The sequence below is a fragment of the Gilvibacter sediminis genome (genome assembly GCF_028561565.1).
Lineage (GTDB): Bacteria > Bacteroidota > Bacteroidia > Flavobacteriales > Flavobacteriaceae > Gilvibacter > Gilvibacter sediminis.
Genome location: NZ_JAQQTE010000004.1, coordinates 287,213 through 312,384 on the forward strand (window position 1 = coordinate 287,213; position 25,172 = coordinate 312,384).

General features: G+C 44.4%; 17 protein-coding genes. All 17 read left to right on the forward strand.

The window, feature by feature from the left end; translation table 11 throughout:
- Window positions 1–91 precede the first annotated feature (91 nt).
- Window positions 92–3,118, forward strand: a complete 3,027-nt coding sequence (locus tag POW22_RS08620) for a SusC/RagA family TonB-linked outer membrane protein (RefSeq protein ID WP_272832245.1) — start codon at window positions 92–94, stop codon at window positions 3,116–3,118.
- A 4-nt stretch (window positions 3,119–3,122) separates the two neighbouring features.
- Window positions 3,123–4,610, forward strand: a complete 1,488-nt coding sequence (locus tag POW22_RS08625; RefSeq protein WP_272832246.1) for a RagB/SusD family nutrient uptake outer membrane protein — start codon at window positions 3,123–3,125, stop codon at window positions 4,608–4,610.
- A 13-nt stretch (window positions 4,611–4,623) separates the two neighbouring features.
- Window positions 4,624–6,669 (forward strand): hypothetical protein, encoded by a 2,046-nt coding sequence (locus POW22_RS08630; RefSeq protein ID WP_272832247.1) that lies wholly within the window; start codon window positions 4,624–4,626, stop codon window positions 6,667–6,669.
- A 9-nt stretch (window positions 6,670–6,678) separates the two neighbouring features.
- The gene (locus POW22_RS08635; protein WP_272832248.1) at window positions 6,679–8,325 is read left to right on the forward strand and encodes a glycoside hydrolase family 16 protein; all 1,647 of its coding nucleotides are present in this window, start codon (window positions 6,679–6,681) and stop codon (window positions 8,323–8,325) included.
- Window positions 8,326–8,334: 9 nt separating this feature from the next.
- Window positions 8,335–10,620, forward strand: a complete 2,286-nt coding sequence (bglX, locus tag POW22_RS08640; RefSeq protein ID WP_272832249.1) for a beta-glucosidase BglX — start codon at window positions 8,335–8,337, stop codon at window positions 10,618–10,620.
- Between the two features lie 3 nt (window positions 10,621–10,623).
- On the forward strand, window positions 10,624–11,388 hold the full coding sequence (locus POW22_RS08645) for a glycoside hydrolase family 16 protein (protein WP_272832250.1): 765 nt from the start codon (window positions 10,624–10,626) through the stop codon (window positions 11,386–11,388).
- Window positions 11,389–11,424: 36 nt separating this feature from the next.
- Window positions 11,425–12,291 (forward strand): T9SS type A sorting domain-containing protein, encoded by an 867-nt coding sequence (locus tag POW22_RS08650; protein WP_272832251.1) that lies wholly within the window; start codon window positions 11,425–11,427, stop codon window positions 12,289–12,291.
- 107 nt (window positions 12,292–12,398) lie between these two features.
- Entirely contained in the window at window positions 12,399–14,048 is a 1,650-nt protein-coding gene (locus POW22_RS08655) for a solute:sodium symporter family transporter (protein ID WP_272832252.1), read from the forward strand.
- Window positions 14,049–14,345: 297 nt separating this feature from the next.
- Window positions 14,346–15,386, forward strand: coding sequence for a LacI family DNA-binding transcriptional regulator (locus tag POW22_RS08660; RefSeq protein ID WP_419180996.1), 1,041 nt, complete (start codon window positions 14,346–14,348; stop codon window positions 15,384–15,386).
- Window positions 15,387–15,549: 163 nt separating this feature from the next.
- Entirely contained in the window at window positions 15,550–16,215 is a 666-nt protein-coding gene (gene pgmB, locus POW22_RS08665) for a beta-phosphoglucomutase (protein WP_272832254.1), read from the forward strand.
- Window positions 16,212–18,521 carry a glycoside hydrolase family 65 protein gene (locus POW22_RS08670; protein ID WP_272832255.1) on the forward strand — a complete coding sequence of 770 codons (2,310 nt, stop codon included), beginning with the start codon at window positions 16,212–16,214 and terminating at the stop codon, window positions 18,519–18,521. Before pgmB ends, POW22_RS08670 begins: the two co-directional genes overlap by 4 nt.
- 4 nt (window positions 18,522–18,525) lie before the next feature.
- Window positions 18,526–20,202, forward strand: a complete 1,677-nt coding sequence (locus POW22_RS08675) for an alpha-amylase family glycosyl hydrolase (protein ID WP_272832256.1) — start codon at window positions 18,526–18,528, stop codon at window positions 20,200–20,202.
- The gene (locus POW22_RS08680; protein ID WP_272832258.1) at window positions 20,195–21,649 is read left to right on the forward strand and encodes an alpha-amylase family glycosyl hydrolase; all 1,455 of its coding nucleotides are present in this window, start codon (window positions 20,195–20,197) and stop codon (window positions 21,647–21,649) included. The genes POW22_RS08675 and POW22_RS08680 overlap by 8 nt, the downstream gene beginning before the upstream one ends.
- Window positions 21,650–21,757: 108 nt before the next feature.
- The gene (pfkA, locus tag POW22_RS08685; protein ID WP_272832259.1) at window positions 21,758–22,744 is read left to right on the forward strand and encodes a 6-phosphofructokinase; all 987 of its coding nucleotides are present in this window, start codon (window positions 21,758–21,760) and stop codon (window positions 22,742–22,744) included.
- Window positions 22,745–22,755: 11 nt separating this feature from the next.
- Window positions 22,756–23,751 (forward strand): type I glyceraldehyde-3-phosphate dehydrogenase, encoded by a 996-nt coding sequence (gap, locus tag POW22_RS08690; RefSeq protein ID WP_272832260.1) that lies wholly within the window; start codon window positions 22,756–22,758, stop codon window positions 23,749–23,751.
- Window positions 23,752–23,760: 9 nt separating this feature from the next.
- Window positions 23,761–24,618: an N-acetylglucosamine kinase gene (locus POW22_RS08695; RefSeq protein ID WP_272832262.1), complete on the forward strand. Its 858-nt coding sequence runs from the start codon at window positions 23,761–23,763 to the stop codon at window positions 24,616–24,618.
- A gap of 111 nt (window positions 24,619–24,729) precedes the next feature.
- Window positions 24,730–25,065: a hypothetical protein gene (locus POW22_RS08700; RefSeq protein WP_272832263.1), complete on the forward strand. Its 336-nt coding sequence runs from the start codon at window positions 24,730–24,732 to the stop codon at window positions 25,063–25,065.
- Window positions 25,066–25,172: the final 107 nt, after the last annotated feature.

Below are 25,172 nucleotides of genomic sequence, written 5' to 3' on the forward strand. Positions count from 1 at the left end.
ATTTTAGCATGTATATATTTTGTAGGGGTGCAAAATGAGAAATCGCTATTGTAGTGGTGTAATTTAGTAGATGTAATATTAAAGTACATTTATGAAACTGCTCTTTACCGCAATTTTCGGCTTTTTTATCCTGACCGCAGCCGGTCAGCAACTCAACATCAACGGAACAGTTAACGACAATCAGAACATCCCTCTTGGAGGTGTTAATGTTGTAGTTCAAAATACAAACCTCGGAGCCATTACGGATTTTGATGGTAATTATGAGATTCAAAATGTTCCAACGGGATCTATTGTAGAATTTACGTATTTAGGTTTTAAGACGGTAACACGTACTGTAAGTAGTGCTGGCACTTTGAATGTGACCATGGAAGAGGATGCGCAGGCACTAGATCAAGTGGTCGTAGTAGGTTATGGAACACAAAAACGAAAAGAGATCACGGGTGCAGTGGCAGTGCTGTCTTCAGAAACTATTGAGGAGTTGAAGCCACAACGTGTAGAGCAGGCCCTTCAAGGACAGGTAGCGGGAGTACAAGTTACTGCAGGTTCAGGTGCTCCGGGCAGTGCTCTAAATATTAGAATTCGTGGTATTGGTACTAACGGAGATTCCAGACCTTTGATCTTAGTAGACGGAAACGTGATTGAGGATCTGAGTGTGCTGAATCCAACAGATATTGAATCTATTAATGTATTGAAGGATGCTACTGCAGGTATTTATGGTGTACGTGCGGCAAACGGTGTAATCCTCATTACCACTAAATCTGGACGTAAGAACCAACCGCTCTCGTTAGCGTTAAATACGTATACAGGATTCCAAAATACTACGCGAAAGCTGCCCGTGCTCAATGCCACGGAATACGGACTATTGGTTAATGAGTCCTTTGCCAATGGTGGAAGTCAACCGCCTTTTACAAACGTTGGAGGCTTTGGACAAGGCACAGATTGGCAGGATGAAGTATTCAAAACTGCTGCTATCGGAAGTATTGAACTCTCTGGTGATGGAGGGGGAGAAAACTCGCGCTATTCTTTCAGTGTTTCTTATTTGACCCAAGACGGTATTGTCGGCGGTGGAGAAAAGTCAAACTTTGAACGTAAAACAGCGCGTTTGAATTACAACCTGGACTTCTTAGAAAATTTCAATGTATTTACCAGTGCCATCTATTCTGATGTAGAAGGACGAGGAATTCTAGAAAACACCATTGGATCTGTCCTTTATAACGCCATTAACAATGCACCGACCTTTGCGGTTCGTGATTCTAATGGAGAATTCACTAAAGCAGAAGGTTTAGGAAACGAGGTGATCAACCCTGTTGCGCAGATAGAAAATACATTCAACCGCGGTAGAACTCGGAAAATCGGAGGTAGCGTAGGTTTGCGTTACGATTTCTTAGACGCTTTCTCTGCAGAAGCGCGCTTCCAAGGGAACTACTCAGAAGTAGAAGGCTGGTTCTTCTCTCCAATTGTAGATTATGGAGCCGGTAAGGTTTTCAATATTGAAAGAAGTGCTGTGGGAGAATCTCTCAACACCTTTAAAGATTATACGTTTGATGCTTTTGTAAAGTATGAAAGAAGCTTCAACGATACGCATAACGTAAAAGTAACAGCCGGTACTTCTGTGTTCCAAACTGTTGGAGAATTCACAGGGCAGACCGGTTTTGATATTATTGACAACGATGTGGCTAACGCATCCATTGCTCAAGCCAGTGATGTAATTGACAACTTCCCTAATGGTGGTAATACCTTTGATGCGCGTTTGCTGTCTTATTTTGCACGTGCGCAATACGATTATAAAGGAAAGTATTTATTCTCTGCCGTGATCAGACGCGATGGTTCAACCAAGTTTGGTCCAAGAAACAAGTTTGGGTACTTCCCGTCTTTCTCTGCAGGATGGGTTCTCTCTGACGAGGCCTTTATGGAAAACACCGACTGGTTGGATTTCTTGAAACTACGTGCTTCTTACGGGATCATCGGTAATGATAGAATTGCAGACTTCGGATTCGTGTCCTTGTTGAACGGAGAAGGAGTATATGTATTTAATGAAGAGCTCACCTTTGGTAGAGCCCAAGGACGTTTGCCAAACCCACAAATCCAGTGGGAAGAGCAAGAGACCTATAATATTGGTATCGATTCGCGCTTCTTTAACAGCCGTATGAACTTCACTGTAGATTACTTTAACCGTCGCACCAACGACCTTTTGGTGGTAGCGCCAGTTTCCGGTGTACTTGGAGCGAGCGGTCCTGGTGGTCTTCCACCGGTGATCAATGCTGGTTCTGTAGAGAACAAAGGGGTAGAGTTTCAATTGGGTTGGAGAGACGAGATCAATGAAGATTTCAAATACAATGTGAGCGGAAACGTAACGTACATTAAAAATGAGGTGCTTTTTGTGCAGAGTGACAACGGATTCATTCCAGGGCCGATTGCCTTTGGAGTTGGTCAGGATCAGTTCATCTCTAGAATGGAAGCCGGACAACCTTTAGGATATTTCTTCGGATTACAGACCGATGGTATCTTTCAAAACCAAGGAGAGATTGATGCTCATGCTTTGCAAGAAGGGGCACAGCCTGGAGATATTCGCTTTGTAGATACCAACGGTGACGGAATCATCAACGATGAGGACCGCACCAATATTGGAGATCCATTCCCGGATCTTTCCTTCGGATTGAATTTGTCTTTTGAATACAAGAACTGGGATTTCAACGCCTACGCCTTTGGAACCTTAGGAAACGATATCGTTCGCAATTACGAGCGTAATCAGCAGTTGACCAACCGTCAAGTAACTTCGCTATCGCGTTGGACAGGACCAAACACCTCTAACAGTTTCCCACGAGTGACCAATGCGGCTACGCTAAACACGGTATTCTCAGACTTCTACGTGGAAGACGGATCCTTCTTGAGATTGCAAAACCTACAAGTAGGTTATTCCCTTAAGGATTCTTGGTTAGAGAAACTCAAGCTAAAACAACTGCGCATTTATGCGTCTGCGATAAACTTATTTACCCTTACCGAATATTCAGGTTTTGACCCAACAGCCTCTAACGGCAATGGATTGACTGCAGGGATAGATCAAGGTTTCTATCCGTCAGCACAACAGTTTTTGGTAGGTCTAAACATCAGATATTAAAATTATGAATACAGCTCAATTTTTAAGATCAGTTTTTGCGTTTTGCATTGTGGTATTCTGCTTTGCAGCGTGTAGTGATGATTTTGTGAATGTAGATTCAGAAGATCAGAACTCAGAGAATTTCTTCAATTCAGAAGAAGATTATCAAGCAGCCTTGATCGCTGCCTATGATTTACTTCAGAGCTCCTACATCAACGTGATGTTGGGGGAAATCGCGTCCAACAATACCTTGGCAGGTGGTGAGAGTGCTATTGATGTTCCAGGTATTCAGGAAATCGACGATATGCGTCATACGCCAATCAACAGACAGTTGCAAGACATCTGGGCTTGGATGTATGCCGGTGTCAATCGTGCGAACTTCATCATGGAGTTTAAAGACAACCTAGAATTCTCTGGGAAAGACAATGTGCTTGGACAAACCACATTCCTAAGAGCGTATTATTATTTTGAATTGGTAAAATTCTTTGGCGACGTGCCGTTTGCGGTAGATCAGCGTATCCTCTTCGGAGATGAGGCTACCATTGAGCGCACTCCAGTTGCAACCATCTACGCACAGATGGAAGACGATCTTGAATTTTCAATCGCCAATCTGCCTGTAGTGCAAGATGTACCGGGTCGTGTAACGCGTGGCGCAGCACAAGCCTTGCTTGGACGTGTATTGTTATATCAGAACAAATTTGACGAAGCCCGTCAAGTTTTGGATGAGCTGATTGCGTCTGGAACCTACTCTTTAGTTGATGACTTTGCAGAGATCTGGGAGAACGAAGGAGAGAACGGACCAGAGTCTGTTTTTGAGATCCAGTATACTGATGTGGAAGGTGCGAGCTTTGTTTGCTTGCAGTGTAGTGAAGGAAATGTAGCTGTAGGTTTTAACGGTATCAGAAGTTTTAGCGGACCGCTTTACGACTCTGGATTCAGTTTTAACGTACCGACTCAAGAAGTTTATGATGCCTACGAGGACGGTGATTTACGCCGTGATGTGGGGATCTTGAATATCGAATTGTTTGCAGAAGAGAATGCAGACTTTAACGGAGGTGCAGGAGTGTCTTGGGTAGAAGGATTTGAGCACACTGGTTTCTACAACAGAAAATATATAGCACGTCAAGGAGATTCAAACATTGGAGATCAAAACTTGACCAATCCAAACAATTATAGAGCCATTCGTTATGCCGATGTATTGCTGATGGCTGCTGAAGCGCACAACCGTGGAGGCGGTTCTGATGTGACTGCACAAATGTATTTGAATGAAGTACGCGATCGTGCAGGGCTAGGACCGGTAACGGCTACAGGAAGCGCCTTAACAGAGGCTATTTACTTGGAGCGTCGTTTAGAACTGGTTGGAGAAGGACACCACTTCTTTGATCTGGTAAGAACCGGGCGTGCTGCAACAGAAATTGACGGTTTCCAAACCGGTAAACACGAATTATTCCCGATTCCAGCCATTGAGATTCAATTGGCAGGTAACCGTTGGGAACAAAACCCTGGATACTAATATGAAGCATTTGATGAAAACCCTTAAGCCACTTGGAGCGCTGACTGTGCTCTTCCTACTGGTACTTAGTGCTTGTGATAAGGATCGTGATCTAGACTTTTTAGATCAAATCACTGAGCCACAAGATCTGCGTTTGTCCGTATCTCTTGCTCAAGACAATTCAGGTACTGTGACATTTACTCCAACAGCCATTGGAGCTTCTGTTTTCACTATTGAATATGGAGATGGCGGCGGTACTAGTGAGGAGCTTACACCGGGACAACAAGACACACACGTTTACGCTGAAGGAACCTATACGGCGACCTTAACAGCGTTTAATCTAGAGGGTGAAAGCACTACTTTAGATGTAGAGGTGGTCGTTTCTTTCCGCGCACCAGAAAACCTAACTGTAAGTGTTCTTAGAACTGGAGATGCCTTTACTATTGACGTAAGCGCGACTGCAGACTTTGCAGCTAGTTTTGAAGTGTTCTTTGGAGAAGTGGCTGATGAAGAGCCTACGCCATTTGGCATAGGTGAGTCAGCATCTTATACGTATGCTGACGTTGGATTCTACGATGTACGCGTTGTAGCCTTAAGTGGTGGTGCTGCTACTGCAGAAGAGACTGTGACCATTGAGATCAGCAATCCAATTGTATTGCCTATCGACTTTGAGTCAGAAACTATTGATTACAACTTTACAGATTTTGCAGGAGCGCAGAGTCAGGTAATTGACAATCCAGATCCTTCGGGAATCAACACCAGCGCTAAAGTTGCTGAATTCCTTAAAGAAGACGGAGCCGATATTTTTGCAGGAACCATCTTGCAATTAGGAGATCCTATCGATTTCAGCACCTTCCAAAGCTTTACCATAGATGTTTGGTCGCCTTTGGCTGGTTCCACAGTAAAACTAAAACTAGAGAACGCGGATGATCCAGCAATTGCTACAGAGATCGATGCCGTGACCACTACGACCAACGAGTGGGAGCAACTTGGTTTTGATTTCTCAGAAGCTGATCTTACTCAAGAATATTCTAAAGTGATCGTATTCTTTGACTTTGGAAACACTGGAGCTGGAGACATCTTTTACTACGATAATATTGAACAAGCCAACGTAACTACTGGAGCAGTAGTTACCCTTCCGGTTGATTTTGAAGACGATTCTTTAGATTACGGAATCGTTGGATTTGAAGGTGCGGAGTCTGCCCGAGAGGCCAACCCTGTACCGGGTGGAATCAATACCAGTGCCAATGTGGTTCGCACTACCAAAACCGTAGGAGCGCAGTTCTTTGCGGGTACCATTGTTCAACTGGGAGCCCCAATCGATTTTAGCGAGACTACTAGCATCCGCATGAAGAGTTATTCGCCTAAGGCGGGAATTCCAGTGCGTATGAAGCTGGAGAATTCCGCTGATACTAGTGAATTTGTTGAACTCGATGTAAACACTACAGTTATTGATACTTGGGAGACTTTGGTTTGGAACTTTACCGGAGCCACTGGAACCTATGATCGAGTGATCATCTTCTACGAATTCATCGTGGACCTACCAGGTGACGGTTCTACCTATTACTTTGACGATATTGAGTTGGATCTCGCCGGTGGCGATCCAGGCGTTGAATTGCCTGTGGATTTTGAAGATCCAGATCTAACGTATACCATAGTTGGTTTTGAAGGAGCTGATTCTGCCGTAGAGGCCAACGCAGTGCCAGGAGGTATCAATACTAGCGCTACTGTAGTGAGAACTATAAAAACAGTAGGGGCGCAATTCTTTGCAGGTACCATTGTAGAGCTTGATACGCCAGTAGATTTCTCAGCAACCCAAATGATCTCCATCAATACCTATTCGCCTAAAGCGGGTATTCCGGTTCGATTGAAACTGGAAAACTCTGCAGACCCGGGTGAATTCGTTGAGTTGGACGTAAATACCAATGTCATTGACACTTGGGAGACCTTAACTTGGGACTTCGCTCCATTGAGTCCAACAGGAACTTATGATCGTGTGATCATCTTCTTTGAGTTTGTCGTAGACCTACCTGGAGATGGATCCACTTATTATTTTGACGACATACAACTTGCTTTTTAAAAACTTACTATGAAACGTATTTATCAGTTTATTTTCATCATCACAGTGATTCTGGGTGTTCAAGGATGTCAAGAAGACGATGTTGCCTTCGGAGACGTCTCAGCACCTACTAATTTGCAAGTTGAACTATCGGTAGCCAGCGACCAATCAGGCATAGTTAGTGTTTTACCATCGGCAGATAATGCCATTAATTTTCATGTCTTTTTCGAGCCTGATGCTGACCCTGTAGTTGTTAGTAATGGACAGGAGGCCACTTTTCGCTATATCGAAGTGGGCCAGTACACACGAGAGATCGTTGTAGTGGCCTTCGGCAGAGGAGGGGCTTCCAGCTCATTGCAGCTTACTGCAGAACTGGATGTAATTCTAACTCTAGATCCTGAGGTGCAATTTGCCTTAGCGGGTGACGGTACTAAAACTTGGGTTTGGGATTCTGGGTCTGGCGGCCACTTTGGTGTAGGTGATCCTGCAGTGGATTTTCCAAACTTCTTTAGCGCAGCGCCAAATCAGTTGGATCCTTGTCTTTATGACGATACCTTGACCTTCAGCTTTGACGGTTCAGGAGGATTCTTTTACACTTTGAATCCAGGCGATGCAACCTTTATCAACTGGACAGAGATCAAGCGCTTCTTTCCAGAAGCGAGCCCAGGAGAATTCGTTGACGAATGTCGAGACATTTCTGATCAGATCGCTTTAAATACAAACTTTGCCTTAATTGAGGCAGATGGAACTACAACATTGACTGTTCCCGGAAGTACGCTGTCATACTTCGCAGGAATTACTGAATATGAGATCATTGAACTTACTGAGAATAAATTGGTAGTGCGTGGTCTTCAAGATCCGTTTGATCCACCAGGAAATCAATTGGCTTGGTACCACACCTTTGTGCCAGAAGGCGGCGGAGGAGCTCCGAGTTGTGCTGGTGGCGCCACTGGAGATGTTGGTAGCGGAAACAACGATGTCCTGGTTTGGGCTGAGGAGTTTGACGTACCTGGTGCTCCATGTGATGGTAACTGGACCTTTGAGATCGGAGATGGTTGTCCTGAGCTTTGTGGCTGGGGTAACGGTGAGGCGCAGTACTACACAGACAGACCAGAGAACGTAATTGTAGAAGACGGCATGCTTAAGATCACTGCCAGAGCGGAGACCTTTGAAGGTTCTGGTTTCACTTCTGCACGTATGATCACAAAAGATAAGTTTGAGTTCCAATACGGTCGTGTTGAAATGCGCGCCAAATTACCTACTGGCGGTGGAACCTGGCCTGCATTCTGGATGCTAGGAGCCGATATTGATACCAATCCTTGGCCTGGAGCGGGAGAGATGGACATTATGGAGCACGTTGGAAATAACCAAGACGTGATCTTTAACTCTTTGCACTTCCCAGGGAACTCAGGGGGTGATGCAATTACAGAGAGCACGCCTACAGCAGGGGTCTCTGATGACTTCAATATTTACGCCCTTGAATGGACAGAAGACGAGATTATTTTCTACGTGAATGATGTAGTAGGGCTAAGCTTTCCGAACTCGGATGCTGTACCATTCCGCAAAGATTTCTTCTTATTGGTGAATGTAGCCATGGGAGGAACCTTTGGAGGCGCTATTGATCCAGCCTTTGTGGAGTCCACTTTTGAAATCGATTACATCCGCGTTTATCAATAATATACCAAAATGAAAAAAGCAGCTTTATTAGGGATATTAGTTTTGGCCGTATGTTTTGCGGCCTGTAATTCGGAATCTGGATCCGCGACTGGAGCTTCCAATAGCGACAGTCCTTACGCGGCTCAAGTGGATTCTCTGTTGAGCATTATGACCTTGGAAGAAAAGATCGGTCAAATGAATCAATACAACGGTTTCTGGAACGTAACCGGACCTGTGCCCGCAGGTGACGAAGCCGCAAATAAAAAATACGAACACCTCAAAAAAGGTTGGGTAGGTTCTATGCTCAATGTGAGAGGAGTGGAAAATGTAAGAGCTGTTCAAAAGATAGCTGTTGAGGAGTCCCGTTTGGGGATTCCGCTCATCATAGGCTTTGATGTTATCCACGGATATAAAACTTTAAGCCCGATCCCGTTAGCGGAGTCCGCAAGTTGGGACCTTGAGGCGATAAGTAATTCCGCAAAGGTTGCAGCAGCAGAATCTGCTGCATCTGGAATTAACTGGACATTTGCTCCCATGGTAGATATCGGACGTGATCCTCGTTGGGGACGCGTTATGGAGGGAGCAGGAGAAGACCCTTACTTGGGCAGTTTGATAGCTGCTGCCCGCGTTAAGGGCTTCCAAGGAGATGACCTTTCAGATCCCTTTACCATAGCAGCGTGTACTAAGCACTTTGCCGGATATGGTTTTGCCGAAGGCGGAAAAGATTACAACACTGCCGATTTTGGCACCAGCACGCTGTACAATATGGTTCTACCCCCATTCAAGGCTACCGTAGATGCCGATGTAAAGACCTTTATGAACAGCTTTAATGTGCTTAACGGGATCCCAGCTACGGGGGATCAATTCTTGCAGCGCGAGGTCCTCAAAGGAAAATGGAACTTCCAAGGATTTGTGGTATCGGACTGGGGCTCTATTGGAGAGATGATCGCCCACGGCTATGCAGAAGATGGTAAACATGCCGCAGAACTTGCAGCGAACGCAGGTTCTGATATGGACATGGAATCTTACCTATACGTGGAGCATTTAGCTGAGCTGGTACGCAACGGACGCGTTGATGAAACCTATATCACAGATGCTGCTCGTAGAATTCTTACGGTAAAGTATGAGTTGGGACTTTTTGAAGACCCGTACCGTTATTGTGATGAAGCGCGTGAGCAAGAAACTATAGGTAAAGCAGAACACCAAGAGGCTGTATTGGATATGGCTAAAAAATCGATTGTCCTGCTAAAGAACGATAACAATTTACTCCCTTTGAAAAAGTCGGGGCAACGCATTGCCGTAATAGGTCAGTTTGCCAATGACAAAAACTCCCCACTGGGTAGTTGGAGAATTGCCGCTGATGACAACACTGCAGTAACACTGCTTGAAGGCTTAGCGGCCTACCCAGACAACTCCATCACTTATGCAGAAGGTGCTGCAGTCACTGTAGGAGAGAACTCTTTTGTTATGGAAGCTGCCATTAATGAAGATGACAAAAGCGGATTCGCTGAGGCGCGTCGTGTGGCTCGTGCTGCCGATGTAGTGATCATGAATCTAGGAGAAGTAGGATGGCAAAGTGGAGAGGGCAGAAGTCGAGTGAACATCGACCTGCCTGGAGTACAACAAGAACTATTAGAAGCCGTCTATGAAGTGAATCCAAACATTGTTTTGGTTTTGCAAAACGGACGTCCTTTGGCTTTGCCTTGGGCTGATGAGAATATTCCAGCTATTGTAGAGGCTTGGCAATTGGGAACTCAAAGCGGAAACGCTATTGCTCAAGTGCTTTATGGCGATTACAACCCGAGCGGTAAAATGCCAATGACCACGCCAAGAGATAAAGGTCAAATTCCTATCTATTACAACCACAAAAGTACTGGGCGTCCAGTAATTCCTGCACCGAACTTAGTGTTCTGGTCGCATTATATGGATGAGTCTAACGCTCCTTTATATCCTTTCGGTCACGGACTGAGTTATACCACCTTCCAATATGAGGGTCTTGCCGTTAATGCTAACGGAGATGGTACTTTTAAAGTCAGCTTCACTTTAACCAATACTGGAGCAATAAAAGGGAAAGAAGTAGCTCAGCTTTACATTCAAGACGTAGCGGCTTCAGTTACACGTCCCGTGCGTGAATTGAAAGGCTTCCAAATGGTTGAATTAGCACCTGGTGCTTCACAAGAGATTAGTTTTACACTTACCGATACCGAACTGGGCTTTTACGACAATGATGGTGAGTTTGTCGTAGAAGACGGTTTGTATCGCGTTTTCATTGGCGGGAGTTCCGCTACAGAATACAGTGCAGAATTCACCAGATAATATATGTTGAGAGTTAGTCTGATCATATCGTCATTATTGTTCCTAGCAGGCTGCGGACACACGTCCAATAAGCTTGTCTTTGAAGAGAACTTTGACGGCAACTCGCTCAACGAAGTCTATTGGAATTACGAGCTGGGTGACGGCTGTCCAAACCTTTGCGGCTGGGGTAATAATGAGCGTCAGATCTACAACAAGGCCAATGCGGTAGTAGACAATGGGCATTTGATCATCTCAGCTACCAAAAAAAATGGCGTCTACAATAGTGCGCGCATCACAACTAAAGGTAAAATGGAATTCCAATACGGGCGTATTGAAGTTCGAGCTAAACTACCGAAGGGTCAAGGTATTTGGCCAGCAATTTGGTTGTTGGGTAACGACATTGATACCAACACCTGGCCGGGATGTGGTGAGATCGACATTATGGAATACGTCGGGAAGCAACCCGGAGTAATCTATAACTCGCTACATACGCCAGACAGTTTTGGTGCAACCATTAATTCCAAACAGACCCATATTCCGGGAATCGAGAATGATTTCCATGTGTATCGCACGGACTGGACCGCAGAAAAGATTAGTTTTTATATAGACAACAAAGAAGTATACACTTTTAAGCCCAAGGAGAAAAACGCTAAGACCTGGCCGTTTGATAAGCCATTTTATTTGATCATGAATATGGCCATTGGAGGACACTTTGGCGGCCCTGAGGTAGATGATAACATCTTCCCTCAGGATTTTGTCGTGGACTATGTGAAGGTGTACAATTTTTAAACTTGAAACTTGATTATTAATTTAAATTTAAATGTGATGAGAAAAACTTACTTACTATTAGCAGCTATGTTTGCTATGTTCACAAGTAATGCACAAACAACGATTGAAGTTGATCCTTGTGCTGGAGCTGACGGAGACGCTTGGTTCGGATTCATGAATGTATTCGAATTGGACGAAACAACTTTTGTATTCAACTCTGGATGGGGAGTAGGAGACCTTAAGTCTACTGTAGATTGTGCTAATGGGCGTATTACCCTTCAACCAAACTTCAACACTTATGCAGACAACCCAGACGATCCGTTTTGGGTAGACCAAACTACAGGAGAAGGTGCTAAGTTCATGAGAGCGAACACTATTGTAGGAGACAACTCTGGACTAGGTGGAGAGCAAACTTTCACAGGTGGAGTTGAAAGCTATACTTTGAGTTCTGACTACAGCGTAGTAGCTTTTATCCGTGTATTCAACGCAGATTTCTCTGCTTTACTACGTGAGCAGACTTTGCCAATTACAGAGGCAGGAGTATTCTCAATGACGATGACTGAAACTGATGCAGCTGATGGGCAAGTACAGTTCGGATTTGAAGTATCTGGACCTAACGCTAACCCAGCAGACGAAGCAGCACTTGGAAGCGTAGTAGTAGGAGCTGTTGCTCTTAACGTAGACGAGTCTGAACTAGTAGGACTTTCTGTATATCCAAACCCTGCTAACGATGTGCTTAACGTACAAACCAAAACTCAGCAAAACGATATCGCTATCTTCAACGTACTTGGACAGCAAGTGTTGAGCCAGAAGCTAAGTGGTACAAACTCTGCTATCAACGTAGCTGGTCTTAAGACTGGTGTTTACTTTGCTACAGTGACTACTGACGCTGGACAGCAGCAGATCAAAATCGTTAAGCGATAGTCTTTAATAGAGGCAACAACTAAGAACAATACGTTCTTCATTTTTATTATTAACTTGCCCAGACCAGTCCGTTTGGGCAAGTTTTTATCAACCAACATTCAACAACTATGCTAGCAATTGTATCCTTTGTAGGCTTTACCCTAATGGTGGGTGTCATCTCCTATTTTGCAACCCGAAAAACCGATGAAAGTACCAGTGATGGTTATTTTCTTGGAGGACGAAGTCTTACCGCTGGAGTCATTGCGGGTTCGCTGTTGTTGACCAACCTTTCTACAGAGCAGATCGTAGGACTTAACGGTTCTGCTTATGACCAAGGAATCTTGGTAATGGCCTGGGAAACGCTCGCTGCGATCGCGATCGTAGTTACGGCCTTATTTTTATTACCCCGCTATTTAAAAGGCGGACTCACTACGGTACCGACCTTCTTGGCCAGTCGTTTTGATGTCACCACAAAGACCTTGACCTCTGGATTGTTTTTGACTGGTTACGTAGTGGTACTACTTCCAGTGATCCTTTACTCTGGATCACTTGCAATTTCCAATATGTTCGGAATTCCAGAATTACTTGGTGTTTCTGATACAGCAGCGCTTTGGATCTGTGTTTGGGGAATCGGAATCATCGGTTCCATTTACGCCGTATTTGGTGGTCTTAAAGCGGTAGCAGTTTCTGATACTATAAACGCAATTGGACTTCTAATTGGTGGTTTACTCATCCCGATCTTTGGTCTTATGGCCATCGGTGATGGAAGTGTTATGGACGGATGGGCAACCCTTACAGAAGCCAATCCGGAGAAATTTAACGCCATGGGAAGCAATACTAGTGCTATTCCATTCTCTACGATATTTACAGGAATGATGCTGGTTCAGCTTTTCTACTGGGGAACCAACCAACAGATCATTCAGCGTGCATTAGCCGCTAAAAACTTAAAAGAAGGGCAGAAGGGCTTGATCCTCGCTTCCTTCATAAAAATATTAGGTCCCGTGATCGTAGTATTGCCTGGGATCATTGCCTTCCACTATTTTCAAGGTGGTTTGGACCAAGCAGATGCAGCTTACCCACGATTGGTAAATGCAGTTTTGCCATCCGCTTGGCTTGGGTTCTTTGCTGCCGTTCTATTTGGAGCGATCTTGAGTTCGTTCAACTCGGTTTTGAATAGTTCGGTCACCCTATACGGAATCGACATCTACAAACAACACATCAACAAGGATGCTGATGAGAAGACTGTGGTAAAGAACGGTAAGACCTTCGGAGTCATTCTAGCACTAGCTTCTATGTTCATTGCGCCTCAGTTGGCCAATGCGGGATCTTTATTTGATTACTTACAAGAGGTAAATGGAATTTACTCTATTCCAATTCTAACCATTATTGTGGTTGGTTATTTGACCAAGCGAGTTCCGGCTATTGCGGCTAAGATCGGATTGCTGTCTGGTTCTTTACTCTATATCCTGAGTCAATTCATTATGCAACCCTATTTTGTTGAGAAGGCTATGGAGGATGCAGCAGCAAGAGGGATCACTGATGCAGCACAGCTTGCCGTGATAGAGGCGGGAGCCTATCCACACTTCTTGCACATTATGGCTATCTTGTTTGGTGCCAATATAATAATCATGTTGTTCATTGGGTCAATTAAACCAAGAGAGACACCTTATGTACAAGAATACACCGAGCAAGTAGAGATTGAGCCTTGGAAGCATGTAAAGCTTGCAGGAGCGATCGTTGTGATCATTGTGGTCAGTACTTACGTGTATTTCCAATAACAAAAAAGGCGCTCACCGAGCGCCTTCCTTTTAATATCAACTATAATAGCGACCCACTGAAGGGTTAAAATTCACTAATAGATGCTATTATTACTTCCTTGAAAGTAAAAGTAGCCTAAATATTGAGTCTGCAAAGTCCGCCATGAGGATAAAGACCTACGAAAACGTTTGCGTGTTGATAAGTTTACGTATTTTAACACTTTCGAAATATATCGCGGTAAACACTGCCATATTCAAGATATTTCGGCCTGTGATTATCAATTGTTTAGCGCATTTTAGAATCCAAGCGTATAGCCTATGCCAAAAATGACCCTTAAAAAGATAGCCTCAGAATTGGAGGTATCTATTTCTACTGTTTCCAAAGCTTTAAAAGACAGCCATGAAATTGGTGAAGAGACGCGTAAAAAGATCCAAGCATTTGCGGCCTTGTACAACTATAAGCCCAATAACATCGCTTTAAGTCTAAAGAATCAACGCGCCCATACTATAGGGATCATCATTCCAGAAATTGTACATCACTTTTTCACTACGGTCATTCAAGGCGTAGAGCAGGAGGCCAATGCTCGCGGTTACAACGTAGTAATTGGTCTTTCTGATGAATCCTTTGCCAAAGAGGTTCACAATATGGACACCCTGGCCAACGGCAGTATTGACGGTTTTATCATCTCTGTGGCTAAAGAAACCTTGCTCAAGAAAGATTACCACCACCTAAGAGAAACCATGAATCAAGGAATGCCCATTGTCATCTTTGATCGGGACCTTCCTGATATTGATACCGATAAAGTTGTCGTAGACGATGTGCGTGGTGCGCGAACAGCTGTGAGCTACTTGGTTGACCAAGGTTGTAAGCGTATCGGAATCATTACAACCAATGATCACGTGAACGTAGGCAAGCTGCGCTATATGGGATATCAAAAGGCCTTGAATGATGCTCAATTCACTGAGGATCCAAAGCTTATTCTCAAACTCGATGACGATATGGATTCCGTGTCCCGCAGTGAAGACTTGGGGGCCGCAATTAGTAACTATTTAGAGGACAATTCAGATCTGGACGCGATTTTCGCGGTCAATGAGATCTTTGCCATTGCGGCAATGAATGCAGTCAAGCAATCCGGCAAGCAGGTTCCAGAAGATGTGAAGGTCGTTGGTTTTACGGATGGACTTCTTTCTAAATATGCCCAACCGCCTTTAGCAACGGTAAGTCAGCACGGGCACGAGATGGGCAAACGCGCCGCTCAATTACTGATCAATAGAATTGAGAATGACGATCCTGATGATGCCTATCAGACCTTAGTGGTTCAGACGGAGTTAATTCCGAGAGCATCTGCAGCCAAATAGCCCATTCGATTAAAAATTCCGTATATTTATACCGCATTCTGTTGCTATTATTACTTCCCTTTTTTCAGCGCAGATGAGCAAGGTGCTTGTCGCTTAAATACATAAGCGATTTGCCGCTTTTTGTGGACTCCTCCCAAAAGGCCCAGGTCGCATTCTAATTAGGATGAAAATAGAAGGAATTATATTTGATCTGGACGGAGTTATAGTAGACACCGCCCATTTTCACTACCTGGCATGGAAAAAAACAGCTGCCGCCTTAGGCTTTGAGCTGACGCCAGAACTCAACGAACAACTCAAAGGCGTAAGCCGTATAGACTCATTACAAAAGATCCTTGATTGGGCCGGAGTGGAGATCACTCAGGAACGCTTTGATTTTTTGACCTCGGATAAGAATGTGGATTATCTGGCACATGTTGCAACCATGGGTGCAGATGACGTTCTTCCAGGCGTACGCGAGTTTATTACCGATCTTAAAAACAACGGCTACAAGATCGCCTTGGGTTCTGCCAGTAAGAACGCACGCCATATTTTAGAGCGTGTGGGGATGATCCAAGAATTTGAAGCTATAGTAGACGGCACCAATGTGACCGCTGCTAAACCCGATCCTGAAGTCTTTTTACAAGGAGCAGAACTCTTGGGCTTACAACCTGCCCAGTGTGTAGTATTTGAAGATTCTAAGGCAGGAGTAACGGCCGCCAATACCGGTGGAATGGTATCTGTGGGAATCGGAAAACAAGAGCATCTATCTCATGCCAAACACGTATTTGAAAACTTTACCCAGATACCAACCAATTTTATTGACCAATTAACCAGCGAAACAATCCAATGAACCAACAATATATTGTAACCCACCCGTGGTCCATAATCGAAGAAGGCTTCGATCCAGAACGCGTTAAATCTTCAGAAAGTCTTTTCAGTATTGGTAACGGAGCCATGGGGCAACGTGCCAATTTTGAGGAGCAATACTCCGGACCCACTTTTCAAGGAAGTTATATTGCAGGAGTTTATTATCCAGACAAGACCCGTGTAGGTTGGTGGAAGAACGGTTACCCGGAATACTTTGCCAAAGTACTCAATGCTCCAAACTGGATTGGAGTCAACGTGAGTGTTGATGGAGAGGCTTTAGACTTGCATACGTGTAAAAGCGTAGACAACTTCAAGAGAGAACTGGACATGAAAACCGGTTTGTATACTCGCAGCTTTGAGGCCACCTTGCAAAATGGCAAGACCGTAAAGGTAGAAGTGCTCAGATTCCTCTCTTTGGATATGGATGAACTGGGAGTGATCGATTACCGCGTGACTCCAGTTAACGGATCTGCTACCATAAGCTTTACTCCCTATATCGATGCTGGGATCACCAATGAGGATTCCAACTGGGACGATAAGTTTTGGGATATTAAAGGTATTAGCGCTTCAAAATCCGCAGCCTTTATACATTCAGCCACAGAAAAAACAGCTTTCCATGTGTGTACGTATATGGATTCACAGGTGTTTTTGAACGATCAACCCGTCTCAGAATCCGGCGTAGATCAAACCGATAAAACAGCTTCTGTGACCTATAGTGCGCAAGTCGCGCAAGGAGAAACGATTAATTTGGAGAAATATGCCGGTTATACGGTTTCTACCAATCACGATATTGACCAATTGATTCCAGCTGCCAAAGCTGTGCTCGCCAAAGGAATGGAAACTGGCGTAAAAGGCTTGGCCAATGCACAAGCAGCTGCCTGGGAACAAATTTGGGCCATGGCAGACATTCAAATTGAAGGTGATGACAAAGCTCAACAAGGGATCCGCTTTAATATCTTCCAACTCAATCAAACTTATTTAGGAAAAGATCCTAGACTCAATATTGGTCCTAAAGGCTTTACCGGGGAGAAATACGGAGGTAGTACCTATTGGGATACGGAGGCCTATTGCTTGCCGTTCTATATGGCTACGAAGAATCAAGAAGTTGCTCGCAACCTTTTGGTCTACCGATACAAGCACCTACAGAAGGCTATTGAAAATGCTGAGAAGCTCGGCTTTACCGATGGAGCTGCTTTGTATCCTATGGTAACCATGAACGGGGAGGAGTGTCACAACGAATGGGAGATCACCTTTGAGGAGATCCACAGAAATGGAGCCATTGCCTTTGCCATTTTCAATTATGCGCGTTACACGGGAGATACTTCATACATCAATGAAATGGGCGCAGAGGTTCTCATTGGGATTGCTCGTTTTTGGAAACAACGCGCTACTTTCTCCAAACAGAAGGACAAATATGTAATCCTTGGCGTTACGGGGCCGAATGAATACGAGAACAACGTCAACAACAACTGGTACACCAACTACAGCGCACAGTGGTGTTTGAACTATGCTGCTGCCCAAATGCAACGCATTCAATCAGAATCACCAGAGGACTACAGCCGTATTGCAGCCAAAACAAATCTTTCTGAGAGCGAGTTAAGCGATTGGACCACAGTTGCCGATGGCCTTTACTTCCCGTATTCAGAAGAGCACGGTGTTTTCTTGCAACAAGACGGATTCTTAGATAAAGAGCTCATTGAGGTAAGTGACTTAGATCCAAAACAACGCCCGATCAATCAGCATTGGTCTTGGGATCGCATACTGCGCTCGCCTTATATCAAGCAGGCAGATACTTTACAAGGGTTCTACTTCTTTGAGGATCAATTTACCGATGAAGCTCTGGAAAAACACTTTGATTTCTACGAGCCATTTACAGTACACGAATCTTCTTTGTCTCCTTGTGTGCATGCCATTCAAGCAGCCAAGCTAGGACGTATGGAGCAAGCCTATACGTTCTATTTAAGAACGTCCAGATTGGATCTGGATGATTACAACAAAGAAGTGGAAGAAGGCTGTCACATTACCTCTATGGCAGGAACATGGATGAGTATTGTAGAAGGATTCGCTGGTTTTAGAATCAAAGATGACAAACCGAGCTTGAATCCAAGGATCCCAGAACAATGGGGTGCCTATAGATTCAAGGTGAACTTTAGAGGACAGATTCTTACTGTAGCAATTGATGCTAAAACCTGCAGCTTGTCTGTAGCTGGCGATTCCGCAATGGACGTTACGGTTAACGGCACAGATTATTCCCTCTCTGCTGGGGAGACCACAACTATAAATTTATAATCAGATGCGCAAAATTAATCTACTGGCTTTATTGATGCTGGTTTGCTTTGCTGCCTGTAAGGAAGAAAAGCAAGAGACTCCGCAAGAGTCAGAATCAGAGGTGGCAATGGCCAAACCCTTTGATTGGAAAGCCGCCAATTTATATTTCTTATTGACGGATCGCTTCAATAACGGAGATCCTTCCAACGATGTGAACTTTGATAGAACCCAAGAAACTGCTGTATTACGCGGCTTTGAAGGAGGGGATCTCAAGGGAATCACTCAAAAGATCCAAGAGGGTTATTTCTCAGACTTGGGGATCAACGCCATTTGGATGACTCCAATCGTTGAGCAGGTACACGATGGAACCGATGAGGGCACCGGTTATACTTATGCCTACCACGGATATTGGACCAAAGACTGGACGCAGTTGGACCCGAACTTCGGGAACTTTGAGGATCTAGCCGCTTTGGTTGAAGCAGCCCATAGCAAGGGCATTCGCGTGCTTTTGGACGCTGTGACAAACCACACCGGGCCAGTCACCCCAAAGGATGCCGTTTGGCCAGAAGAATGGGTGCGCACGCAGCCCAAGTGCACCTATGAGTCTTTTGAGACCACTGTGGAGTGTACTTTGGTTGAAAACCTCCCAGACATTAAAACAGAGTCTAATGAGGATGTTGCATTACCACCAGCCTTGGTGGAAAAGTGGAAGCAAGAAGGCCGTTATGACACAGAAATGGCAGAACTCGATGCCTTCTTTGAGCGTACAGGCTATCCAAGAGCACCGCGCTTTTACATCATGAAGTGGTTGACCGATTACATTACCGATTTTGGAATTGACGGTTACCGTGTAGATACCGTTAGACATACCGAAGCTTTTGTATGGCAGGAATTCAAAAAGCAATGCGACTATGCCTTTGCCGCTTGGAAGCAGGCCAATCCTGATTCGGTTCTAGATGATACCCCTTTTTACACTGTGGGAGAGGTTTATGGTTACGGGATCAATGATGGGCTCATGACCAATTTTGGCGATGTAAAAAAGGACTATTACAAAGATGCTTTTACGGCGATGATCAATTTTGATCTGCGTTCTCAAGAGTCTGATGTAGATTATGAAGCGGTCTTTTCTCGCTACGATTCTATTTTAAATTCGACGCTATCGGATTACGGTACTTTAAGCTATTTGACCTCACATGATGATGGTTACCCTTATGACAAGGAGCGTCAAAACACCTATACCGCTGCCAATCTACTGCTGTTGACTCCTGGTGGATCGCAAATGTATTACGGGGATGAGGTAGGCCGTTCGTTACTTATTGATGGCACCAATGGCGATGCTACCCTGCGTTCATCTATGGATTGGGAGGCCTATGCCAACGATCCAGAAGCGCAAAAGCTATTGACGCATTATCAAAAGTTAGGACAGTTTAAGAACAATCACTTAGCTGTGGGAATAGGAAGACACCAACAATTGGCGGCAGCCCCTTATACCTTCCAACGTGAATATGCTGCAGGAAATGATACTGTAGTGGTTGCACTCAATGCGCCTAAAGGCGAGAAGATCATTGAGATCGGGATGGCCTTTGCAGAAGGAAGCACCGTGCGTGATGCCTATTCTGGGCAAACCGCTGTGGTGACAGGCGGTAAAGTCAGCCTGAATTCTGACGCCAATGTAGTTTTATTAGAAGCGATATATGAGTAAGAATCCTTTATATCGCGCAATTTTCTTACTGCTGATCTCTGCTTTGTGGATCAGCTGTAACGACAAAACCTCAAATGAAGAACCTATGAACGAGACTTTGACGACTTTACCTCCATTGACGGATGAATTTCTAGAGACTGCGATTCTCTATGAAGCGAATATTCGCCAATATTCACCAGAGGGTAGTTTTGACGCGTTTACTGCAGATATTCCCAAGTTAAAGGATCTTGGAGTAGATGTTATCTGGCTGATGCCGGTTTATCCAATATCTTCCACCAAACGCAAAGCCTATGGCAATGTAATGGCAGACGATATTGACGATCCGGAAGAGCGTAAAAAATACCTAGGCAGCTATTATGCGGTATCGGACTATACTAGGATCAATCCTGAGTTTGGAACCTTAGAAGATTTTAGACGATTGGTGCAGACCGCCCATGACAATGGGATTTATGTGATCTTAGACTGGGTGGCGAATCATACCGGCTGGGATCATCATTGGATTGAAGAACATCCTGAGTATTATACCAAGAATGAAGCCGGAGAAGTTTCTGAACCCCTCAAAGATGATGGCAGAACTCCAGAAGGCTGGACTGATGTGGCCGATCTCAACTTTGACAATCCAGATCTGACGCCAGCCATGATCGCAGAGATGCGCTACTGGATCGCAGAAGAGAATATTGATGGGTTTAGATGTGATGTGGCAGGCTTTGTACCTACAGATTTCTGGCGCAAGGCAATTCCTGAATTGCGCAAGGAGAAAGCCATCTTTATGCTCGCAGAGGCTGACAATCCAGAATTGTTAGAAGACGGTTTGTTCGATATGGCTTATGGCTGGGCCAACCATCACTTGATGAACGATATTGCCAAAGGAGAACAACCAGCAGCACAGTGGTGGGCGCACTACAACGGTCAAATGGAAAAATGGGCCGACGATGACTATCTAATGAACTTTGTGGAAAACCACGATGAGAACTCTTGGAACGGCACCTTCTTAGGGAGAACGGGAGCTCATTGGGAGTCTTGTTTGGTGTTGAGTTATGCACTTCCTGGAATGCCGCTCATCTACAGTGGCTTGGAATACGATCTCAATCACAGTTTAAAGTTTTTTGAGAAAGACAGTATCCCAAAAAATAAAGGAAAAATTTGGCCTGTACTGGAGCAATTGGCAAAGGTAAAGAAAGAAGTACCTGCCTTGAATGGAGGAGTAGCGGCAGGCGCATATGAATGGGTAGACACCTTTCACGATCCCGATCTTTTAGCCTTTAGACGCTTTAAAGATGATTCCGAGGTATTGTACTTGGCCAACTTCGGGTCTGAGACAAAAAATCTACCTGTAAAAGCTCTGGGAAGTTTCCGCGATTTCAAGTCCGGAGAAATAATCGAAATCCAAGGCGAAAAAAGCTTCGAAATACCACCTGCATCCTATCTGTTTTTGATCAAAAACTAGAGGAATATCAGGCAATTAGGAGTTTTTTAGAAAAATTTATCAAACGAAAACGTTTTAGTTTAATCGGGCAGTTGTGGAGTTGCTGCAAATGCCCTAGTTTAGCAATAAATGAGTACAAAAATCACTAAAGTTGGAGTGCTTACTTCTGGGGGAGATGCCCCTGGAATGAACGCTGCTATTCGTGCTGTTGTTAGAGCCTGCGCTTATAATGATCTTTCTTGTGTAGGGATCTTTAGAGGATATCAAGGTTTGATTGAAGGCGACTTTGAAGACCTTGACGCACGTTCAGTAAAGAACATCATCAATAGAGGCGGTACTTTCCTCAAATCTGCGAGATCTAAAGACTTTAGAACCGCAGAAGGACGTCAGAAAGCATACGAGAATCTCAAAAAGGCCGATATTGATGCCCTAGTGGTTATCGGTGGAGACGGTACCTTTACCGGAGCTTCTGTTTTTAAGGCAGAACACGACTTTCCTATTGTAGGTTTACCGGGAACCATTGATAATGATATTAACGGAACCGATTATACCATCGGTTACGATACCGCACTCAATACGGTAGTAGAAGCTATTGATAAGATCCGCGACACAGCCAACTCACACAACCGTTTATTCTTGGTTGAGGTGATGGGGCGCAACGCTGGTGATATTGCTTTGAACGCAGGTATTGGAGCAGGAGCGGAAGAGATCTTGATCCCAGAAGAAGATATGGGACGCACGCGATTGTTAGAATCTTTGCGTCGCAGTAAGAAATCAGGAAAGACCTCAAGCATCATTGTAGTTGCTGAGGGCGATCAGATCGGAAAGAACATTTTTGACCTCGCCAAATACATTGAAGACAATATGAGCGCTTATGAAGTGCGTGTGACTGTGCTCGGGCACATTCAGCGTGGAGGCGCACCGAGTTGTTACGACCGTGTTTTGGCCAGTAGGTTAGGAGTCGGTGCGATTGATGCATTGATGAGCGGTCAGCAAGACGTAATGGTCGGGATCGCAAACAGAAAGATTGTATATGTTCCGTTCGCCAGAGCGATCAGTGGACAAAATGAAATAGATGTTGAACTAATTCGAGTAGCAGACATCACGTCTGTCTAAATCATAATACTATGACTAAAATTGGAATTAACGGCTTTGGCCGCATTGGAAGATTGGCTTTTAGAATCGCTGCACAAAACCCTCAAGTAGAGGTGGTAGCAGTAAACGACCTTTTGGACGTTGATCACTTAGCCTATTTGTTGAAATACGATTCTGTACACGGTAAGTTCGCCGGTACTGTTGACGTGGACGGCGGACACTTAAAAGTAAATGGTAATACAGTACGAGTGACTGCAGAGCGCGATCCTTCTCAATTGAAGTGGGACGAAGCTGGAGTTGATATCGTAATTGATTGTACCGGAATCTTCACCACTATGGATACAGCCAAGGCACATTTGGATGCTGGAGCGAAAAAAGTTGTGATCTCTGCACCTTCTAAGGATGCACCGATGTTCGTAATGGGTGTGAACCACGATAAAGTGAAGCCAGAGGACAAGATCGTATCTAACGCTTCTTGTACTACTAACTGTTTGGCACCTATGGCCAAAGTGATCCACGATAATCTTGGTATTGTGGAAGGCCTTATGACTACTGTTCACGCTGCAACAGCGACTCAAATGACCGTAGACGGACCTTCTCGTAAGAATTATCGTTTAGGACGTTCTGCCTTGAATAACATTATTCCTACTTCTACTGGAGCTGCCGTGGCGGTAACCAAAGTAATTCCAGAGTTGAAAGGAAAACTAACCGGTATGGCTTTCCGTGTACCTACTGCGGATGTATCTGTAGTAGATCTAACCGTACGCACAGAGAAATCTGCAACTTATGAGGAGGTTAAAGCACTCTTTAAGGATGCAGCTGATGGAGCTTATGCCGGAGTGATCGACTTTGTAGACGAGCCTGTGGTTTCTCAGGACTTTGTATCTGATGCCAACACCTGTAACTTTGACGCAGATGCTGGAATTGCGCTGAATGACAATTTCTTCAAATTGGTGGCTTGGTACGATAACGAATATGGTTATTCGTCTAAATTGATTGATCTTGCTGCGCATATTGCCAGCCTATAAGACTGAATTATGATATTAATTGCTGATGGAGGATCCACCAAATGTGACTGGGTCCTCCTTGACGATTCCTGTGAAAAAGTACTCAAAACCCGCACCAGAGGTTTAAACCCGGCGGTAGTAGAGCCCGATGAACTTGAAGCCCGAATTCGGGAGAATACGGAATTGGTCGGATTGTTTGCTACCGTCACTAAGGTTGATTTCTACGGTGCAGGCTGCGGTACTCCATCTCCTAAGGCATCTTTGTATGCTGTGCTTCAAAACCTATTTATGGGGGCGAAGATCAGCGTGCAGGAAGATGTAGCAGCGGCAGTCTACGCAGCTACCGACAAACCTGGAATAGTCTGTATTCTCGGTACAGGTTCTAACAGTTGTTATTACGACGGGGAGAACATTCACATGGAAGTAGATTCCTTAGGTTATGCCTTGATGGATGAAGCTAGTGGGAACTACTTTGGGAAGCGTCTTATCCGCGATTATTTCTACAAAAAAATGCCAGAGAAGCTGGCCAAGGAGTTTGAGAAGCGTTTTGATCTCAATACCGATGTGATCAAGCTCAACGTTTACAAACGCCCAAATCCAAATACCTATTTGGCTTCTTTTGCCGAATTTATTTTTACCAGTGAAGAGGTCAACGGCTACTTTTACAAGCTGATCAGTGAGGGAATCTTCAAATTTATTGAGAATAAGATCCTTTGCTATAAAGAGGCCCAGCATGTGCCTATCCATTTTATAGGTTCTATTGCGCACTTCTCAGAAGATATCATTCGTGATTGTATGAAACCCTATCACTTGGAATTAGGAAACATCATACGCAGACCTATAGACGGTTTGATCGATTATTACAAGCGCAACGAGGGTTGTAAGTAGAATACGGCTTTACGTTAAACTAATTACGGCTTAACCGTAATTGTTAAAATAGGCGGTGCTTTTTAAGTATCTTCCACTTGTGATTTATTAACCAAACAACAATTCCTAATCATGAGTACTCCCAACGATACTATTAAGCTAAGTGATGCCATTAATTGGACTACCAACTGGCGCACTCAAAACCCTAATTCTGTAAGAGCCTTTTTGATCCCAAAAGACGATCTAACTGGTGTTTTAGCTGAAAATCCTGATGCTGTCAGAGCTTACTTGGCTATTGATGATAGCGGAGTAGAGAAACTCGTTATTGTGGGGTGCACCCATCAGATCGACGGAACCTATAAGGACAAATTGCCAGACCCAAGCGGACGAGATAACGGCAATTACATTTTTGACTTTACCATGCCTTGTCCGCCGGTATGTGATCCGACCAGCCAACTGAACAGCTAGAAAGCCATGACTCGGTTTTTTAAGAATCTATCGTACTTCGCTACGATTATTCTTATCATCAACGCTTTATTATTTCTTAAAAGCTTTGCTAAACAGAGCAAGGCTTT

Excerpts from the sequence above, each read along its gene's own strand:
- POW22_RS08650 (WP_272832251.1), top strand. The coding sequence starts at position 11,425 with ATGAGAAAAACTTACTTACTATTAGCAGCTATGTTTGCTATGTTCACA.
- pgmB (WP_272832254.1), top strand. The coding sequence starts at position 15,550 with ATGAAAATAGAAGGAATTATATTTGATCTGGACGGAGTTATAGTAGAC.
- POW22_RS08680 (WP_272832258.1), top strand. The coding sequence starts at position 20,195 with ATGAGTAAGAATCCTTTATATCGCGCAATTTTCTTACTGCTGATCTCT.
- pfkA (WP_272832259.1), top strand. The coding sequence starts at position 21,758 with ATGAGTACAAAAATCACTAAAGTTGGAGTGCTTACTTCTGGGGGAGAT.
- POW22_RS08670 (WP_272832255.1), top strand. The coding sequence starts at position 16,212 with ATGAACCAACAATATATTGTAACCCACCCGTGGTCCATAATCGAAGAA.
- gap (WP_272832260.1), top strand. The coding sequence starts at position 22,756 with ATGACTAAAATTGGAATTAACGGCTTTGGCCGCATTGGAAGATTGGCT.
- bglX (WP_272832249.1), top strand. The coding sequence starts at position 8,335 with ATGAAAAAAGCAGCTTTATTAGGGATATTAGTTTTGGCCGTATGTTTT.
- POW22_RS08695 (WP_272832262.1), top strand. The coding sequence starts at position 23,761 with ATGATATTAATTGCTGATGGAGGATCCACCAAATGTGACTGGGTCCTC.
- POW22_RS08645 (WP_272832250.1), top strand. The coding sequence starts at position 10,624 with ATGTTGAGAGTTAGTCTGATCATATCGTCATTATTGTTCCTAGCAGGC.
- POW22_RS08660 (WP_419180996.1), top strand. The coding sequence starts at position 14,346 with ATGCCAAAAATGACCCTTAAAAAGATAGCCTCAGAATTGGAGGTATCT.
- POW22_RS08630 (WP_272832247.1), top strand. The coding sequence starts at position 4,624 with ATGAAAACCCTTAAGCCACTTGGAGCGCTGACTGTGCTCTTCCTACTG.
- POW22_RS08620 (WP_272832245.1), top strand. The coding sequence starts at position 92 with ATGAAACTGCTCTTTACCGCAATTTTCGGCTTTTTTATCCTGACCGCA.
- POW22_RS08625 (WP_272832246.1), top strand. The coding sequence starts at position 3,123 with ATGAATACAGCTCAATTTTTAAGATCAGTTTTTGCGTTTTGCATTGTG.
- POW22_RS08675 (WP_272832256.1), top strand. The coding sequence starts at position 18,526 with ATGCGCAAAATTAATCTACTGGCTTTATTGATGCTGGTTTGCTTTGCT.
- POW22_RS08655 (WP_272832252.1), top strand. The coding sequence starts at position 12,399 with ATGCTAGCAATTGTATCCTTTGTAGGCTTTACCCTAATGGTGGGTGTC.
- POW22_RS08700 (WP_272832263.1), top strand. The coding sequence starts at position 24,730 with ATGAGTACTCCCAACGATACTATTAAGCTAAGTGATGCCATTAATTGG.
- POW22_RS08635 (WP_272832248.1), top strand. The coding sequence starts at position 6,679 with ATGAAACGTATTTATCAGTTTATTTTCATCATCACAGTGATTCTGGGT.